We start from the raw sequence: 16350 nt of genomic DNA on the forward strand, positions 1-16350 counted from the left end.
GAGTTAATGGGTCCCGCGCATCCACTCGACCAGGGCTCTGAAAGTTTCGGGTGAGGATCCCCAGTAGATATGACTGTATAAGGCCAGAGTACGGTTCTTTATATAGCCGTCTGTGATTGGTTCGCAGTTTTTCCTGGTTTTTTGTGAAAAAACGGGGGGTTCTCTATTAGATTTGAAATTTGAAAAATGAAATTCGTGGCCTTTAAGTTTTATTATTTTCGTAGGAAGTTTTGATTGGACTTGTTTTAAATCCCGATACCCTATGGTCAGTCCAGAAGGTTTCATGGAGGTCGTTAAATTTAAAAGGCCGAGAATGGGGTGTTTTACACCATTGGAGTCAATAATAGCTTTGCCCGTGTACATCAAACCGCCGCACTCTGCCAACACCCCGCGGGTTTTAGCAAATTCCTGGATGCATTTTATGATTTTCGAGTTTTTGCTGAGCTTTTTTGCAAATAATTCGGGGTAGCCCCCGGGAAAGTAAAGCCAGTCCAAATCCTCTGGAAGTTTCTTGTCCTTAAGTGGTGAGAAGAATGAGATGCTGCCTGAATGATGTTTTATTAAATCCAGAGTGTCCTGGTAACAAAACTGAAAGGCTTCGTCTCTTGCGATTCCAACCTTGAATGTTCTTGTGGAGTTTTTTTTCCATCGTTTTAATGAAGTGGTGACGGTTGTTTTTATTTCTTTCTTAAACCCGGTTTTGCGCAATAGTTTTTTGATGTCGATATGCTTATCAATATGTTCGGCCCAATCATTGTATCGCTGGTCCGTTTGCTCCAGGCCTTGATGCAACCCGAGGTGACGTTCACTGATGCTGAGTGAAGGGTTGGTGGGGATATTTCCGAGATAGGGGATGTCTGTGTGATATCGCAATGCTGCCTTAATAAGGTTTGCATGCTTCGGACTGCTCACACGATTCGCGATCACACCGAGAAACTTCAGGTCTGGATCAAATTTGGTGAAACCATCAACAAGTGCCGCAGCCGAACGGGCCATCTGGCTGCCATCGATAACGAGCATTACGGGAAGGTTGAACAGCTTGGCGATATCAGCCGTGGTTCCCCGGTCATTTGTTGGATAGGCTCCATCAAATAAACCCATCACACCTTCCACAACGGCCAGGGAGCCGGGCTGCATAACATCAGCGAAAAGGTTTTTCAGGTAAGTGCGGGTGCACATCCAGGAATCCAGGTTGTAACTGGGTACTCCGGCGGCTTGCTTATGATGCCCCGGATCGATGTAGTCGGGGCCAGCCTTAAATGGTTGAACAGGGACTCGCTTATTCCGAAGGAGGCGAAGCAAGGCAAGGGTCACTGAGGTTTTACCAACTGATGAATGTGTCCCAGCAACGACGAATCCTGGTACGGGTGAATTTTTTAAAATCATGCCTGCTGCTCCAAAACCTTAAGTATCTTCTGGTGATCAATATGTTTGTCAATAAGGTCTGAAAGGTTTTCGAACTGTTCTTCGCGGGTTTTGGAGAAATCAAATCTGTTGGTCGGTTCGGGAAGTTTTCTTTTTTCTCGTAATCTTTTTAAAAATGTTTCCCTGAATTCGTCGGTATCAAACAACCCGTGCAGGTAGGTACCGATTACGCTTCCGTCATCGTTGCAAATTCCAAGAGGCTCAGATGGTGTGCCATCATTATTGGAAAATATGGAGTGATAAGTATTTTCAAAATTAGTCGTTCCCATATGTATTTCGTAGCCCGCAAGTTCAAGAGATTCATTCAATAATGGGCTTGGACATGTATTGGGATTGACCTGTCGCGTTACTTTCTCAGGTAGGAGAGTAGTGGTCATTTCGAAAAATCCGAGGCCAGAGATATTTTGCAATCCACTCTCTACGTTGCCCGGATCCTCAATGGTTTTTCCAAGGATTTGAAACCCGGCACAAACTCCCAGGACGGTACAACCATTCTCATGGCACTCCTTGATGACTTTATCCAGTCCCTGTTCTTTAAGAAAAAGGCAATCTGCCAGAGTGTTTTTGCTTCCTGGAATGATGAGTAGATCTGGATGACTTATCTGGTTAGGTTGCCAGGCATATTGCACGGACACATTCGGGTCTTCGACCAAAGGGGTGAAATCAGTGAAATTTGAAATACGCGGAAGTCGCAGGATAACAATTTTCAAAAGAGAAGGATCATTTTGGGCTTTGTCCAGGATAGGGATTGCATCTTCCTCATCAACAAACAATTCGCGTTGAAAAGGAATTACCCCCAATACGGGTTTTTTGACCATGTCTTCAAACATTTTGATTCCGGGAGTTAACAGGTTGATGTCCCCACGAAATTTATTGATTATGAAACCCGCAACATGCGCCTTTTCATCTTCTGTTAAAAGGTCGTAGGTCCCTTTCATCCAGGCAAAAACTCCGCCCCGGTCGATGTCCCCCACAATCAAAACTGGAGCTTTAGCCAATTTTGCTGTGGTCATATTCACGATATCGTTTTTACGTAGATTGATTTCCGCGGGGCTCCCGGCACCCTCAATTACAACCATTTCATAATTCTTTTTTAAATATTCTAAAGAAGAACTTACAGCCGCCAAATGTTCTTCACGACTATCGTAATATTGTCGGGCATCTGCATTTCTGCGTGGTTTCCCCATTAACACAACCTGGGACATATTGTCTCCGGAGGGCTTGAGTAAAACCGGGTTCATGCAAACATGTGGCTCAATTCCACATGCCTGTGCCTGGTAGGCCTGAGCACGGCCCATCTCGAGTCCTTCTTTTGTCACGAAAGAATTGAGAGACATATTCTGGGCTTTAAAAGGAGCTACACGGAACCCTCGCTTTTTAAACCAGCGGCAAAAAGCAGCCGTGAGAATACTTTTTCCTACGCCCGAGCCCGTGCCCTGAATCATCAAGGATTTAGAATTGGTTGTCATGAGAGATAAGATAGATTCATTACGCTGGCTTTCTCTTCAATAACCAGATAAAAAATGGTCCACCCAGCATGGCAGTTATAACACCCACTGGAATTTCTACAGGTGCCATGAGTGTGCGGGCAAAGTTGTCGCAGAGTATTAAAAAACTGGCTCCAAAAAATATAGAAGAGGGTAAAAGGATGCGTAAATCAGGACCAACAATCAGGCGAACAATATGAGGCACGATAAGACCGACAAAACCGATTGGGCCACTGATGGATACTACGGCTCCTGTAACGAGAGAAGCCATGATGAATCCAATTTTCTGGGTTCGCTCAACATTTACGCCACGGCTCATTGCCGATTCAACTCCGGTACTGGTTAGGTTCAAATCTCGAGCATTAAATATCAGGACTGCTATACCTAGAGCGACCAGGGGAAAAATGGAGAGCATGTTTTCCATATGAGTGACATCGAGGCTCCCCATTAACCAGCGAACAATCTGAAAGGAGCGGGTGAAGTCGGATAGGTAATGGATGAACATCACGAGCGAGGCGAAAAAGAAATTGGCCGTAACCCCTGCCAGTAAAAGAAGTGAAGTTGAAAACTGTCCCTGCGGAGTTCTGACGAGATTAAACACAAGAAAAATAGAACCCAGTGCGCCAAGAAAAGCGGCCAGGGAAAAGGCTGGTAATCCCAGGATTGAAAAATTCCATCCCAGGCTGATCGCCAGAACGGCACCCAGGGAGGCGCCACTTGAAACCCCCAAAGTGAACGGGGCTGCGAGATCGTTTCGCAATAGAGCTTGAAATACGGCACCGGCAAGTGATAAAGCCGCACCTGTAAGTGCAGCCATTAATATTCTAGGTAAACGGGCCACAAAAAGAATATTGGCATCCACGTTTTCTGTATAATTTGAGGAACCAAACAGGGCATTATATAAATCAATTTTTGTAGGGCCGATCAGTGGGGATAGGGTCACAGTTGCTACGAATAACATGCCAAAGCCAGTCAGGCTCAGTGCAAATCTCCGCGCGGTAAGAATTCCAGTAATCATTACGCGGACTCCGGAAAGATCAATGGAGTTCCGTCTTTTGGGGATTTCATCATTTGAACTTTCACTTCGTAGACTTCCTCGATGATTTCCTTTTGCAGGACTGTTTCCGGAGGACCGTCGCAAATAATCCTTCCTTCTTTTATGAGAACCAGACGATGGCAATATTTTGTGGCAAGGTTCAGGTCGTGCATGGCCAGTGCCAAAGTGATACCACGCTGTATGTTCAACCTTTCCAGTATGTCGAGGACTTGAACCTGGTATTTTAGATCGAGAGAGGCGGTGGGTTCGTCGAGGAGCATGATTTTAGGCGACTGGACAATGGCGCTCGCAATGAGGACGCGTTGCTTTTCGCCACCGCTCAATTCAGAAAATTTGCGGGCTTTAAATTCTGTGGTTGAAGTGACCTCCATTGCCCGATGACAAATATCGTGATCTTCCTGACTTTCAAAACGAAAGGCTTTCAGATAAGGGTGGCGACCCATCATCACCATCTCATAAGCTGTGAAGGAAAATGGTGTTGCTGTTTCCTGTGGAACCCAGGCAATTTCGCGAGCCAGGTCCAGTCTGGAATATTTCTCAATACTTTTATTATGGAATTGAATAGAGTTGAAAGGTGCCTTTAACAGGCCTCCCAGTAATTTAATCAAAGTGGATTTTCCAGAACCATTTGGGCCGATTACTCCCACCCATTCTCCAGGATGGATGCTCATTGCTATTCCACGTAAAACAGGAGTATCTGTATAAGAGAAAGACAGGTCCTGAACGTTTAGCAGAGGAATACCACCTTTTTCAATTTCATTTTTAATCCGGGATGATGTTGCGATTTCAATGTTTTTCATTTTTTCGTGGTTGAAGAACTGCCGGCAAAAATATCAGGGTGTAAAGCCTGGGCAAATTGTTTGAGTATTAAATGCAAACGTGGGCCTGGAATGACGGCATAGTCTTCACCGATAAAATGAATCCGCTTGGATTGAACGGCCTTTATCGAGGAGAAAGGTTCCCATTCTTTCATACGGCGTTTGTATTCGTCGCCGGTTAAATTGGATTTTGGCCCTGCTTCGATAATCACTTCTGGAGACCGTGCAAGGATAAATTCTTTTGAGATACGAGGGTAATTCGCATCCGGGTCTTCCAGAATATTTTTACCACCTGCAAGCTCAATAAGTTCTCCAAGAAAGGTGGAACGACCCACTGCAAACAAATCACGGCCGGGATCTGAACTGTCACCTAACAGCAGTAAGGTTTCAATTTTTGGGAGTCCTCGGGTTTTGGATTTAATAAATTCGATTTCTTTGAGAATAGAGTGTTCCAGGTTTGCTGCTGAATCTTGAATCCCGAGAGTGTCGCCCATCAACTTCCAGCTTTTAAATATGCTATTGATTCGGTTCATATCAACCGTGAGGGTGTTGAGCCCCAGGCTTTTAGCTTTGGATACCAACCGATCACTGGATTTTAAAAATATGATCAAGTCTGGTTTAAGGGTTAACCAGGTTTCCGTGCTGGGATTCAGCATTCCTCCAACATTGGGGAGTTGGCACGCTTCCTTTGGCCATTTACAGAAATCGGTTCGGCCAACGACGCGCTCACCTGCGCCCAAAGCGAACAGGGACTCGGTGATGGACGGAGCCATGGATATGATGCGCTGTGGAGCTTTATCTGCAAAAGCGGTCTCGACAGAGACAAGTAAGATCAGGAATACACAGGCAAAAAGGCAGGTGTTGCCGTTTCTTTTAGGTCTAGTTTGAAAACTGGAAGGGGCCGGTTCCTGGAACCGGGGCAGTGAGAATTTCAGGTATTTCTTCACCTCTTGTTCTCCCGAAGAGTGTGTGAAGTCTAACCAGGCAGGCCTTCTGGCTTCCGGATCTATCTACTCACCGCGTCTTCCCACCCGTTAGGGTAGTGACATTCTGCGGCTTTTGTCCCCGGTTACAGCGGCGGGTCCGCGACGGAATTGCACCGTCTTTCCTAGCGCCTGATTAAAACAAGTTTTAATAAAAACAATTTCAATATTACCAGAAGGGGGAGGGCAGTCAATCTTTATCAGGACTGGCGGGGCTATTGTGTGGAGAAAAATCCACTGAGTTCCGAGAGATTGTCAGCTGTGACTTCGTGTCCCTGATCTGTTTCCAGAATTTTAACATTGTGTCCCTGTCCCTTGATTTCATCCAGGGCAAACTCGGCGAGGAAAGAGGGGACTACATTATCATTTGCACCATAAATACCAAGAATATTACATAAAGGTTTTTCTGACTCAGGAGTAACCTCTGGTAATTCAGGGAGGAATCCGCAAATAGATGCAGATTTATGGATCGTGTGTGGACCCAATATAGAGTAAACGAGAGCTGCGGCACCTCCCTGGGAGAAACCCCAGAGGTGAGTTTCATACTGATCTGCTTTTTCTGAAGCCCAGTGTTGAGCAGACTTAACAAAGTTGTCAGTGAATTTTAAAAACTCAGCCACTGTTTCTTTTTGATTAGGCCCATCTTTCCACCAGCTCCAGAGGCCTTTTCCTGCATCGATTGGAGCCTCTGGGAATAACAGAGCGGTGTTGTTGAGATTTAATTTTCCGGCATGGATGAGCATGTTTTCAGGAGTGGAATCGGCTCCGTGGAATCCGATCAACAGGCGGAAGGGTTCAGAGGGGTTTATGTCGCTTTCTCCCAGGATGATTTTTTTATTGTTCCATTCAGTGGTGGTGTATTCCATGGTCAATTAGATTCCTTTTTAAGTAATTCCGGAATTAACGATTCGGCCTGTTCTTTTGTTTTCACTTCACCCAGTACGCGAGCTTCCCTGATTTTTTCGAGAAGGGTTTTGAAGACTGGGGAAGGTTTCAAATTAAAGGTTTCCTGTAAATCATTTCCCGAAATTAGTGGTTTTGCTGTAATGGCGGGCAAATATTGATTTCTGTAAAAGTTAAAGCAGGTTTCACTAAATGTTTTTAAATTTTCGGATTTATCCGGGTTGTTTATAAGTGAGATGGAAGCCAGAAGTAAGGCTTGAGGGAATGACTTTTCGAATTTGCTGCACCATTGGTATAGCAGGTGGCCGGATGGCTGGTTTCTATTGTCGATCCAATATTGGTCAATTATTTTGCAGAGTTGAACTGTATCGACCACATTTTCTGTCTGCCTGTTGCTGAATTTATAAAACTCCAAAAACTTATTTGCAGCTTTAAAATTTAAATGAGCAAAAAGAAGCGATATACCAAATTGGGCGCGTTGTGAATTGTTTTTAAGTAAATCCTCATAGTAGTTTTTATAGCGGCGTAAAGGATTTTTAGGGTCATCCCAACAGGTTTGATAATAATTCCAATGATCCAACAGATGTTCAGCTTCACAGTAAACAATTCCCGCATAATTCATCAGTTCAGAAAGTAATCCAGTGCCCAAAAAACCATGGATGTCTGGTCGCTGTGCATTAAAGAATTGCAACAATTCTTGAGAAATTCGTTCACTTGAAACCTGATAGATGCTGTAAGCTTTTTCCTTTATTTCATCCAATGTGTCTGAAGCAATACGAAGGTTCAGAACTGCTGCCTGTCGGAAAGCCCGCAACATCCGTAGCGGGTCATCTTTAATTGGATCGGAGGGAAGCAGGCGGATGATGCGATTGTCTATATCCTGGAGACCATTAAATAGATCAGTAAGAGCTCTTTTGTTGTCTAAAAAACTATCCAGAGTTTGGGCCAATGAATTGATAGTGAAATCACGGTGTGAAAGGTCTTCTTCTAAAGAATTCCCCTGGCGTGTACAAAAATCGCAATAAAAATTTTTGCTGATGGGGACGCGAAGCACCTCCTGCCCAGGTGTATCGTGAAGGGTAACCACGCTGGAGTTGATATGTTTTGAAAACCAATGGGCCCAGAAACCGGCGTCGACGCAAACAAGGTCAATATCACGAAAATTACGGCCAAGTAATTGGTCCCTTACCGTGCCACCAACAACATAAAGAGAGTCCTTTCGCTCCTTTGCTTTTAATGCAAGATCGCGTAGTTGCTTTTTTGTCCTGGAATCCATGAAATCTTATTGTCCAATTGTGGAATACGAAATCAACCCCAAACAGGTATTCGGTTAAAATGTGATAGCGAATCCGTGGATAGGGGGTCAGGATCCCCATCCAGCCGTTAGTTTGATTTGTTTCGAAACGTAAATAGCATCGTCTTTTTTTGCAAGGTGAATGTCCATCTGGGTCAGGGCACCTACAATCTTTTGTATATTCTGGGAGGGAGGGCTTTGTGGGTCTTTAATCAGAAACGGGATCATTTCATCGACAGAGTCGTGGACCCGGTCACTTTCCACGAGGTATCCAGAGAAACGGGTTTCTACTTCGAGGTATTTTCTGGACAATTGAACTACATTGTCGCCCATTAAAAGATCTTTCTTTTTCCGGACGCGGTTGAGAATCAGGTAAGGACGATAATTACGGATAATGGTATTGAGTTTCGCCAGGGCCTCTTTGTCCTTGTCCAGAACTTTCATCCGGAGCCTGTTGATCTCAAATATTTCCTCGTCTGAACCCAGGTGGCGGGAATAGTCAGTAACATCATGGATTTCGCGGTCATCACTGAACGCTTCGCTGATTTTTCTGAACAGCCCGGTTTTGATAAAACTCAGGGTATTCATGGCGGAAGTCATTTCTGGGGTGCACACGACAACCTGATCATCCGCCAGATTGAACAGATCCATATTGGCGGAGGCGTTCCCGGGGGCAAGGTCAAGAAATGCCATGTCAGCATCCAGTGCCCGGATGAGAGAGTGTACACGTGACAGTTGTTCTTCATTGAGGTTGGCGCTACCCGGAAGATCTCCTGAGCCGCTCATAAACTTCAGATTGTCAATGCCGGTATTGAGCAGGAAGTCTTCCGGATCCAGGTCTTTCTGTTGAAAAAGGTCTTTAAGACCAAGTTTGGGGTTGCTGATTCCCAAAAGCGCATGGAGGTTGGATGCTCCGTAATCGGTATCAACCAGAACAACCTTCATCCCGCTAAGTGCCATGGCGATTGCCATGTTGGTACAAAGCAGACTTTTGCCAACACCGCCCTTGCCACTGCCTACAGCTACAATTCTGAGATTGGAGCTCATCGCTTTTTCTTCTCCGTCCCGAATACTATGGACTCCAGGGCTGAAAGGGAATCAAGTTGTGTTCTTTTCATTGCTTGGTATTCCCGGGTCTGCTCAGAGTCGCTTAATGATTCTACCAGTTCAAAATTTTTCTGTGCAAGTTGGGACAAAGTTCGAGACTGTAATTTATGCTCAAAATCCCTTTGGAATTCTTCAAGAGTCTCGATCAATCTTTCATTGCGCTCTTTAACCTCCAGAGGTTCGCGCTCGAATAAGTCCCCGTCACTTACCCTGGAGATTTGGGGTTCTTCAAGTAAGTCATCAAGTTCCTGATTCCAACTGCTATCAGATTCATCTTCCTCCGGCAACATGTCAACTGCAGAAAGGACGATTGGTCCTGTAGATACCTGCTCTTCCAGATCTTCCTCAAAAAGCTCATTTTCCATCATCTCAGCTTCAATCTGATGCCGGCGCTGAACTTCTTTTGCCTTTTCTTTTAGTTCCTCGGCAAACTGGGCGAACTCCTCTTCAATATCCGCCGTCGAATCGTCTTGGTCCAAAGATGAGTTGTCCGGCTGGGGCGTATCGGGCCCTGGTTCTGTAGGTGGTCTGCGACTGCTGTTTGCAGCAATCACAATTTGTCCGCCAAATTCGGGGTCTCGTGCCAGAGTCCGAGCTAGTGGCTCAGGAACAGGATCGTCCTCTGCCTTTTCGGAAAAATCTTCACCATCAGGATATTCTTCATAAAGACTGGTTTCATTTGGAAGATCGGGAAGTTCCAGTGATTTTTCTTCAATATCATCATCGAGGAGAGCTTCTTCCAGAGCTTCCAATTGCTGTCGGCGCTCTACGTTACGGCGGCGGCCCTTCAATAAATAAACAAAAGCAATGAGGATTATTACGCCTACTGCAATAGGCCAACCTTGTTGAATCCATTCAGAATATTGCTCCGGATTCACCAGGGATTGAAGAAAAGCCCAAACCTGGTGTCCAATTGAAAAAACCTGATCCATACTCAATTGCTCAGAAGTTATTGAATTTATTATAGTACTGGCGAAATATAGTAACACATTACGCGGTATTTTTACAATTATTGGTGTTTTTGCTAAATAGCCAGGAAAATTTTTGGAGGTGTGGCTAAATAAGATAGAATGGGTCCATACCGCATGGATTGATTTTTAATCCGCGATTTAGTTGAAATCAGTTCCTTCCCTGTTGGATTTTAAAATTTCCCTTTATTAAAGGAGAGAAGAAGAACTTTGCATACCGTGGGAAATTTTCAAACAAAGTGTTCTCCATTGCGAGGAGCTGTGCGACGAAGCAACCCAACCGGGCAACGCCCGGAGGTAACTGAAAAACCCTCTGGATCTATCCCTTTGGGCCACGGAAGCTTAGGTGAAATACCTTGGCCACGCTCTTTTCAGGAGCTCGCGGTGACTTTTTTTTGAAAGAACCGCTTTCAAATCAATAAAACCCTGATTTTGGTATTATGCAAAGGTTTCTTTAGTAAGACCGAGGTTGTATTTGACACAGACCGAATTTTTTATATATCTCGCGCCCATTGCCCTCATTTCGCTAACGCTCCATGAGTATTCTCATGGGTACGTTGCCTATTTGTTAGGGGATGATACTGCGAAAAGGAGAGGGCGATTATCTTTTAATCCGCTCCGTCACCTGGATCCTATCGGGACACTGTTCATAATTTTTTTCCACTTTGGGTGGGCCAAACCAGTCCCGGTAGACCCCCGGAATTTTAGCGATCCGCGCAAACATATGATGTTTGTTGCCTTGGCAGGACCTGCAGCTAATTTGATGATAGCCCTGGTGGGTGGGTTTTTGTTGCGGATGGTGTTTAAGGATGTTGAGAATTACGTGGGTCTTTTCGACTTTTTTTGCGTAGTCGTCCTGATTAATGTGATCCTGGCCTTGTTCAATCTGTTACCGTTTTTCCCTTTGGATGGTTCCAGTATCCTGAAAGGGTTATTGCCTTCAACCTGGGCTGACCGGTTGGCCAATGTGGATAAGTATTTTGCTATTCTCCTTATCGGAATATTTATTGCGGATGGTTTTTTAAAAATTGGCATTTTTGGCGGGATTCTTTTAAAGCCGGTCATGTTTGTGGTACAGTTTTTGACCCAGGAAGCTTTTCCTGCCTTTTTATCAAGACTTTGAGTTATAAGACCCCATGGCGAAAAAAAGAATTTTAAGTGGAATGCAGCCCTCGGGCCTGCTGCATCTCGGTAATTACTTTGGTGCCCTGAAAAACTGGATTTCCCTGCAGGATGATTTTGAATGTTTTTTCTTCATCGCAGACTGGCATTCCCTGAGCACTCTTTACGAGGACCCGTCAAAAATAAAGGAGTTCACGTATAACGTTGCAGTGGACTGGATGGCTGCCGGACTTGATCCGGAAAAAACCACGATGTTCGTTCAATCAAAGATACCGGAACATGCGGAGCTTCACTTGATCCTTTCCATGATCGTCCCGGTACCTTGGCTTGAAAGGAATCCAACATATAAGGAAAAACAGGACGAAGTTAAAAATGTCGACATGAGTTCCTATGGTTTCCTTGGTTATCCAGTTTTGCAAACGGCAGACATCATTCTTTACAAGGCGAATTTTGTGCCTGTAGGGGTTGACCAGGAACCGCACTTGGAAATTTCTCGGGAAATCGTTCGCAGGTTCAACAACATCTATAAAAAGGATGTGTTCCCTGAACCCCAAGCTAAAATTTCAGAAACACCCAAGCTCAATGGAATTGATGGAAGGAAAATGAGCAAAAGCTACAACAACGCTATTTTCCTCTCTGATGACGAAGCGGGTGTCAAGAAAAAGGTCATGTCGATGTTGACGGACCCGGCGCGGCAACGGCGCAATGATCCGGGGGACCCCGATGTCTGCAACCTGTTTCCACTTCACAAGCTGTACTCTGATAAAGAGATGCAACAGCAGATTGACTCGGACTGCAGGTCAGCTGGAATTGGGTGCATGGATTGTAAGAAGATGTTGTATGAATCCATGATGAAAGGGATGGGACCTCACATGGAGCGCCGCCGGGAAATTGCGGCAAAGCCAAAAGAAGTGGAAGAGATTCTGGAAGAGGGTGCCAAAAAGGCAGGACAGGTGGCCCGTGAAACGATGAAAGAAGCACAAGCTGCAATGGGCTTGTAATTTTCTATTACTAAAATTTAGCAACTTGAACCTATGGATTACAAAGATACTCTCAACCTCCCGGTAACCGACTTTCCGATGAAGGCCAATCTGGTCAAACGGGAACCGGAAATTCTTGAGCGTTGGGAAAAAGAAGGCCTATACAGAAAAATCCGCGAGCAGGCTAAAGGGCGAAAGAAGTACGTTTTTCATGATGGTCCCCCTTATGCCAACGGGCATATCCATATGGGGCATGCTCTCAATAAAATCCTGAAAGACTTCATCGTTCGTATCAAGGGATTGGAAGGGTTTGACGCTGGATTTATTCCCGGCTGGGATTGTCACGGTCTACCGATTGAGCATCAGGTCACCAAGGAACTGAAAGCCAAAAAGCAGGTGAAAGATAAAGTTGAGGTTCGCAAACTGTGCCGCGAATACGCAGACAAGTTTGTTGATATCCAACGTGATGAATTCAAACGCCTCGGAGTATTTGCCGACTGGGAGAACCCTTACCTCACGATGAATTTCGGTTATGAAGCCACTATTGTTGAGGAGTTCACCCGGTTCGCATTGTCAGGCATGGTGTACAAGGGACTCAAACCGGTGCACTGGTGCACCAATTGTCAGACTGCTCTTGCCGAAGCAGAGGTTGAATATCAGGACCACAAGTCACCTTCCATCTACGTTAAGTTTCCTGTAACAGAAGAGTGGAACGATCGTATTCCGGGCGTAGGTCAGGACAATCTGCATTTTGCAATCTGGACGACCACTCCGTGGACGCTTCCGGCCAATCTTGCGCTGTGCCTGCATCCTGAATTTGATTACATCGCGGTAAAAATGAATGACGAGGTGTTAATCATAGCGGAAGGGCTCCTGGACCAATTAGCTAAGGAATGGGAAGTTGCTGACCATCAGGTCCTGGGTAAATGCAAAGGCAAGGATCTTGAGGGAGTGATCACACGACATCCTTTTGCGGACAGGAACTCCCCCGTAATTTTGGGAGATCACGTTACGATTGAGCAGGGCACGGGTTGTGTGCACACGGCCCCGGGTCACGGGCAGGAAGACTATGTTGTCGGAATGAAGTATGGACTGGAAACGTACAACCCTGTCAACGATGCCGGAGTGTTCAAAGATGACCTGCCTTTTTTTGGTGGAATGTTCGTCACTAAAGCCAATCCGGAGATCACACAGAAGTTAAAAGAAGATGGATTCCTGATTCGTGATGGTGAGATCAAACATTCCTACCCGCATTGCTGGCGTTGTCACAAGCCGATTATATTTCGTGCGACCTCTCAATGGTTTATTTCGATGGATAGCTATGGGTTGAGGGAAAAGTCCCTCGCAGAAATCGACAAGACCCAATGGGTGCCACCCTGGGGACGGGATCGGATCTACAGTATGGTGGAAAACCGACCAGACTGGTGTGTTTCCCGCCAGCGGGCGTGGGGGGTTCCCATCGCAATATTCACCTGTAAAGGATGCGAAGAGCCTTTGATCTCAAAAGAAGTCTTTGATCATGTGGTCAACCTGACAGCTGAAGGTGGCGCAGACTTCTGGTTTGAAAAAGAGGTGGACGAAATATTGCCCAAGGGTACTTCTTGCGCTTCATGCAAAGGCACAGAGTTCAAAAAAGAACAGGACATCCTCGATGTCTGGTTTGACTCCGGTGTTAGCCATGCCGCCGTGCTTGAGGCGAATGAAAATGAATCGTGGCCTGCAGATTTGTACCTTGAAGGCAGCGACCAGCACCGTGGCTGGTTTCACAGTTCTCTACTGGAATCTGTGGGGACGCGTGATCGTGCACCGTATAGAACGGTGTTGACACATGGCTACGTGGTGGATGGCAAGGGCAAGAAAATGGCAAAGTCCCAGGGTAATGTCATCGCCCCACAAAAAATTATCGACCAATATGGAGCGGAAATTTTACGGCTCTGGGTAGCATCGGAAAATTATCGGGAAGACATCCGCGTTTCCAATGAAATTTTAAAGCGGTTGACCGAAGCCTACCGCAAAATCCGTAACACGTACCGTTTTCTTCTGGGAAACCTGCATGACTTTAATCCCGATCAGGACGCTATTCCACTAAAGGAGATGGAAGAGATAGATCGTTATATCCTGCACCGGTTTCAGGTTATAAATAAAAAAATTCGCAAGGCCTTCGAGAATTTCGAATTCCACGTTTTTTTTCACACCTTTTACAATTTCTGTGTAGTGGATATGAGCTCCTTTTATCTCGATATAATCAAGGACAGGCTTTATACCTATCCGCGTCAATCAAAAGGACGACGTTCCGGACAAACGGCTCTCAATATTCTGTTGAAGGGCATGACACAACTCATGGCGCCGATATTGAGTTTTACGGCGGACGAGGTGTGGTCCTTTATGTCCGAAAAAAACAGGGACAGCGAAAGTGTGCACTTAAGCCGATTTCCTGAAAATCCTGAAACGTCCCTTCCTGAGGAACTTGTGAAGAAATGGGAAACGATCACTCAGCTCAGGAGTGAGGTGAGCAAGGCTTTGGAACTCAAGCGGCAGGAAAAAATCATCGGGCATTCTCTGGATGCAAAAGTGACTCTTAAACTTCCGGAAGAGCTGCGGGCATTGTTTGAAGGAGCTGAAGAAGAGCTTCAGTTCATTTTCATTGTTTCGGCAGTCGAGTTTGCCAGTTCCCTCGAGGGTGTTGAGGATGTGGTGACCGCTGAAAATATTGAAGGTTTAATGATTGCTGTGTCCCCGGCACCGGGAGTCAAGTGTGACCGCTGCTGGAACTTTTTTGTTGCATCCGGAAACGACGGTGAAGGTTCAAGTGTTTGCCAGCGTTGTGTTGCTCACCTTGAATCGGCTGAGGCCTGAAGTTTTGTCAAACAAGTTTCTTAGTTTATTTCTTTTATCCAACGTGCTGATCATCCTCGATCAGTTTTCCAAACGGTGGGTTCAGGGCTATATTCCTGAAAATCATTCCCTGCCGATAATCGAAGGTTTTTTTTCATTTACCCACATTCGGAATCCAGGTGTGGCCTTTGGGATTTTTGCATCAAATACTTCAAATGCAAAAATTCCATTATTCATCATTTTCTCTATCATCGCGATTCTGGCAATTCTGGTTTTCTATTTTCAAACACCCAGAGATCATAAGGTCACGCTCACTGGCCTGATTCTTTTGTTCAGCGGTGCTATTGGGAACCTGATCGATCGCATTATGTATCACGAAGTGGTGGATTTTCTGGATTTTTATATTGAAGGCATGCATTTCCCAGCTTTCAATATAGCCGATTCCTGTATTACCATAGGGGTGGGCCTGATGTTTATTGATCTTTTCAAAAAGGATCAGGCTGCCAAAAAACTACAGGCAAAAGCTAAGTCTCAACCAGAATAGCCAGTATTTAAGTTGCCCTCAACAAATATCTGATAGGTCCTTCAAGCCAATGCATCCCATCCTTGCCGAATTTGGTTTTCTGACTGTTCACACCTATGGGTTAATGGTGGCATCCGGTTTCTTAATCGGGATTATGCTGGCAGCCCAGCAGGGCAAGCGGGAAGGACTCGATCCTCAGGTCATCCTGGATCTATGCTTTTTTATTCTGGTGTCTGCCATTCTGGGAGCCCGATTTCTTTATGTAGTGATCGAGTATGAACAGTATCTGGAACATCCTCTTAAAGCCTTCATGTTCTGGCAGGGAGGATTGGTTTATTACGGAGGCCTCATTGCGGCAGTTGCTACCGGTTGGTATTTTATCCGCAAAAAAAATCTGCCGACCTGGCAGGTTGCTGATTTAATCGCGCCCAGTCTTGCCATTGGGCAGGGAGTGGGGCGTTGGGGTTGTCTTTTTGCGGGTTGTTGTTATGGGGCTCCCACGGATTTGCCCTGGGGGATTACCTTCACCAATGAAAATTCACTGGCTCCTCAAAATATAGCCCTGCATCCTACCCAGATATATCTCTCCCTCAATGGTCTTTTAATATTTGGAATTTTGATCTGGATGCGAAAGAAAAAATCATTTCATGGTCAGATATTCTGGATGTATGGAATTCTATATTCTATCGGACGGTTCATAATCGAATTTTTCCGGAATGACAATCGCGGGTCCGTATTTGGAGGCGTACTGTCAACGTCACAGTTTATTGGGATCTTTGTTCTGTGTTTATCTATTTATATGATGATGAGATTGAAAACCCGCAAGGAGCTCATTCTCCATTCCTGAT

14 protein-coding genes and 1 riboswitch are annotated in these 16350 nt (G+C 45.3%); of the genes, 5 read left to right on the plus strand and 9 right to left on the minus strand.

Annotated elements, in window-relative coordinates:
* Nucleotides 1-3 precede the first annotated feature (3 nt).
* The 9 genes from G3M70_14605 to G3M70_14645 all read right to left on the minus strand — a co-directional run bounded on the left by G3M70_14605 (nucleotide 4) and on the right by G3M70_14645 (nucleotide 10006).
* Nucleotides 4-1386 carry a cobyrinate a,c-diamide synthase gene (locus G3M70_14605; protein ID QPJ63038.1) on the minus strand — a complete coding sequence of 461 codons (1383 nt, stop codon included), beginning with the start codon at nucleotides 1384-1386 and terminating at the stop codon, nucleotides 4-6.
* Nucleotides 1383-2894 carry a cobyric acid synthase gene (locus G3M70_14610; protein ID QPJ63039.1) on the minus strand — a complete coding sequence of 504 codons (1512 nt, stop codon included), beginning with the start codon at nucleotides 2892-2894 and terminating at the stop codon, nucleotides 1383-1385. The genes G3M70_14605 and G3M70_14610 overlap by 4 nt, the downstream gene beginning before the upstream one ends.
* A gap of 19 nt (nucleotides 2895-2913) precedes the next feature.
* The gene (locus tag G3M70_14615) at nucleotides 2914-3930 is read right to left on the minus strand and encodes an iron ABC transporter permease (protein QPJ63040.1); all 1017 of its coding nucleotides are present in this window, start codon (nucleotides 3928-3930) and stop codon (nucleotides 2914-2916) included.
* Nucleotides 3930-4769: an ABC transporter ATP-binding protein gene (locus G3M70_14620; protein ID QPJ63041.1), complete on the minus strand. Its 840-nt coding sequence runs from the start codon at nucleotides 4767-4769 to the stop codon at nucleotides 3930-3932. Before G3M70_14620 ends, G3M70_14615 begins: the two co-directional genes overlap by 1 nt.
* On the minus strand, nucleotides 4766-5734 hold the full coding sequence (locus G3M70_14625; protein QPJ63042.1) for an ABC transporter substrate-binding protein: 969 nt from the start codon (nucleotides 5732-5734) through the stop codon (nucleotides 4766-4768). The genes G3M70_14620 and G3M70_14625 overlap by 4 nt, the downstream gene beginning before the upstream one ends.
* An 18-nt stretch (nucleotides 5735-5752) precedes the next feature.
* Nucleotides 5753-5921, minus strand: a riboswitch (cobalamin riboswitch).
* A gap of 64 nt (nucleotides 5922-5985) precedes the next feature.
* Nucleotides 5986-6642 carry a phospholipase gene (locus tag G3M70_14630; GenBank protein QPJ63043.1) on the minus strand — a complete coding sequence of 219 codons (657 nt, stop codon included), beginning with the start codon at nucleotides 6640-6642 and terminating at the stop codon, nucleotides 5986-5988.
* A complete protein-coding gene (locus G3M70_14635) occupies nucleotides 6639-7949 on the minus strand; it encodes a hypothetical protein (GenBank protein QPJ63044.1) in 1311 nt (436 codons plus the stop codon). Before G3M70_14635 ends, G3M70_14630 begins: the two co-directional genes overlap by 4 nt.
* 87 nt (nucleotides 7950-8036) lie before the next feature.
* Complete coding sequence (locus G3M70_14640) at nucleotides 8037-9014, minus strand: MinD/ParA family protein (GenBank protein ID QPJ63045.1); 978 nt, start codon at nucleotides 9012-9014, stop codon at nucleotides 8037-8039.
* Entirely contained in the window at nucleotides 9011-10006 is a 996-nt protein-coding gene (locus G3M70_14645; protein QPJ63046.1) for a hypothetical protein, read from the minus strand. The genes G3M70_14640 and G3M70_14645 overlap by 4 nt, the downstream gene beginning before the upstream one ends.
* 511 nt (nucleotides 10007-10517) lie before the next feature.
* Here G3M70_14645 and G3M70_14650 point away from each other — a divergent pair.
* The 5 genes from G3M70_14650 to lgt are packed head-to-tail and all read left to right on the plus strand — an operon-like array spanning nucleotide 10518 to nucleotide 16349.
* Complete coding sequence (locus G3M70_14650; GenBank protein QPJ63047.1) at nucleotides 10518-11165, plus strand: site-2 protease family protein; 648 nt, start codon at nucleotides 10518-10520, stop codon at nucleotides 11163-11165.
* A 13-nt stretch (nucleotides 11166-11178) separates the two neighbouring features.
* Nucleotides 11179-12165: a tryptophan--tRNA ligase gene (gene trpS, locus G3M70_14655; GenBank protein QPJ63048.1), complete on the plus strand. Its 987-nt coding sequence runs from the start codon at nucleotides 11179-11181 to the stop codon at nucleotides 12163-12165.
* 33 nt (nucleotides 12166-12198) lie between these two features.
* Entirely contained in the window at nucleotides 12199-15000 is a 2802-nt protein-coding gene (gene ileS, locus G3M70_14660; GenBank protein QPJ63049.1) for an isoleucine--tRNA ligase, read from the plus strand.
* A 4-nt stretch (nucleotides 15001-15004) separates the two neighbouring features.
* Nucleotides 15005-15523: a signal peptidase II gene (lspA, locus tag G3M70_14665; GenBank protein ID QPJ63829.1), complete on the plus strand. Its 519-nt coding sequence runs from the start codon at nucleotides 15005-15007 to the stop codon at nucleotides 15521-15523.
* Nucleotides 15524-15572: 49 nt separating this feature from the next.
* The gene (gene lgt, locus G3M70_14670) at nucleotides 15573-16349 is read left to right on the plus strand and encodes a prolipoprotein diacylglyceryl transferase (GenBank protein QPJ63050.1); all 777 of its coding nucleotides are present in this window, start codon (nucleotides 15573-15575) and stop codon (nucleotides 16347-16349) included.
* Nucleotide 16350 lies beyond the last annotated feature (1 nt).

Origin of the sequence: Candidatus Nitronauta litoralis, assembly GCA_015698285.1 — a bacterium.
Taxonomy (GTDB): domain Bacteria; phylum Nitrospinota; class Nitrospinia; order Nitrospinales; family Nitrospinaceae; genus Nitronauta; species Nitronauta litoralis.

Coding starts and splice junctions, on each gene's coding strand:
- ileS (QPJ63049.1), top strand. CDS start 12,199: ATGGATTACAAAGATACTCTCAACCTCCCGGTAACCGACTTTCCGATG.
- lgt (QPJ63050.1), top strand. CDS start 15,573: ATGCATCCCATCCTTGCCGAATTTGGTTTTCTGACTGTTCACACCTAT.
- G3M70_14620 (QPJ63041.1), bottom strand. CDS start 4,769: ATGAAAAACATTGAAATCGCAACATCATCCCGGATTAAAAATGAAATT.
- G3M70_14635 (QPJ63044.1), bottom strand. CDS start 7,949: ATGGATTCCAGGACAAAAAAGCAACTACGCGATCTTGCATTAAAAGCA.
- G3M70_14640 (QPJ63045.1), bottom strand. CDS start 9,014: ATGAGCTCCAATCTCAGAATTGTAGCTGTAGGCAGTGGCAAGGGCGGT.
- G3M70_14610 (QPJ63039.1), bottom strand. CDS start 2,894: ATGACAACCAATTCTAAATCCTTGATGATTCAGGGCACGGGCTCGGGC.
- trpS (QPJ63048.1), top strand. CDS start 11,179: ATGGCGAAAAAAAGAATTTTAAGTGGAATGCAGCCCTCGGGCCTGCTG.
- G3M70_14645 (QPJ63046.1), bottom strand. CDS start 10,006: ATGGATCAGGTTTTTTCAATTGGACACCAGGTTTGGGCTTTTCTTCAA.
- G3M70_14615 (QPJ63040.1), bottom strand. CDS start 3,930: ATGATTACTGGAATTCTTACCGCGCGGAGATTTGCACTGAGCCTGACT.
- G3M70_14605 (QPJ63038.1), bottom strand. CDS start 1,386: ATGATTTTAAAAAATTCACCCGTACCAGGATTCGTCGTTGCTGGGACA.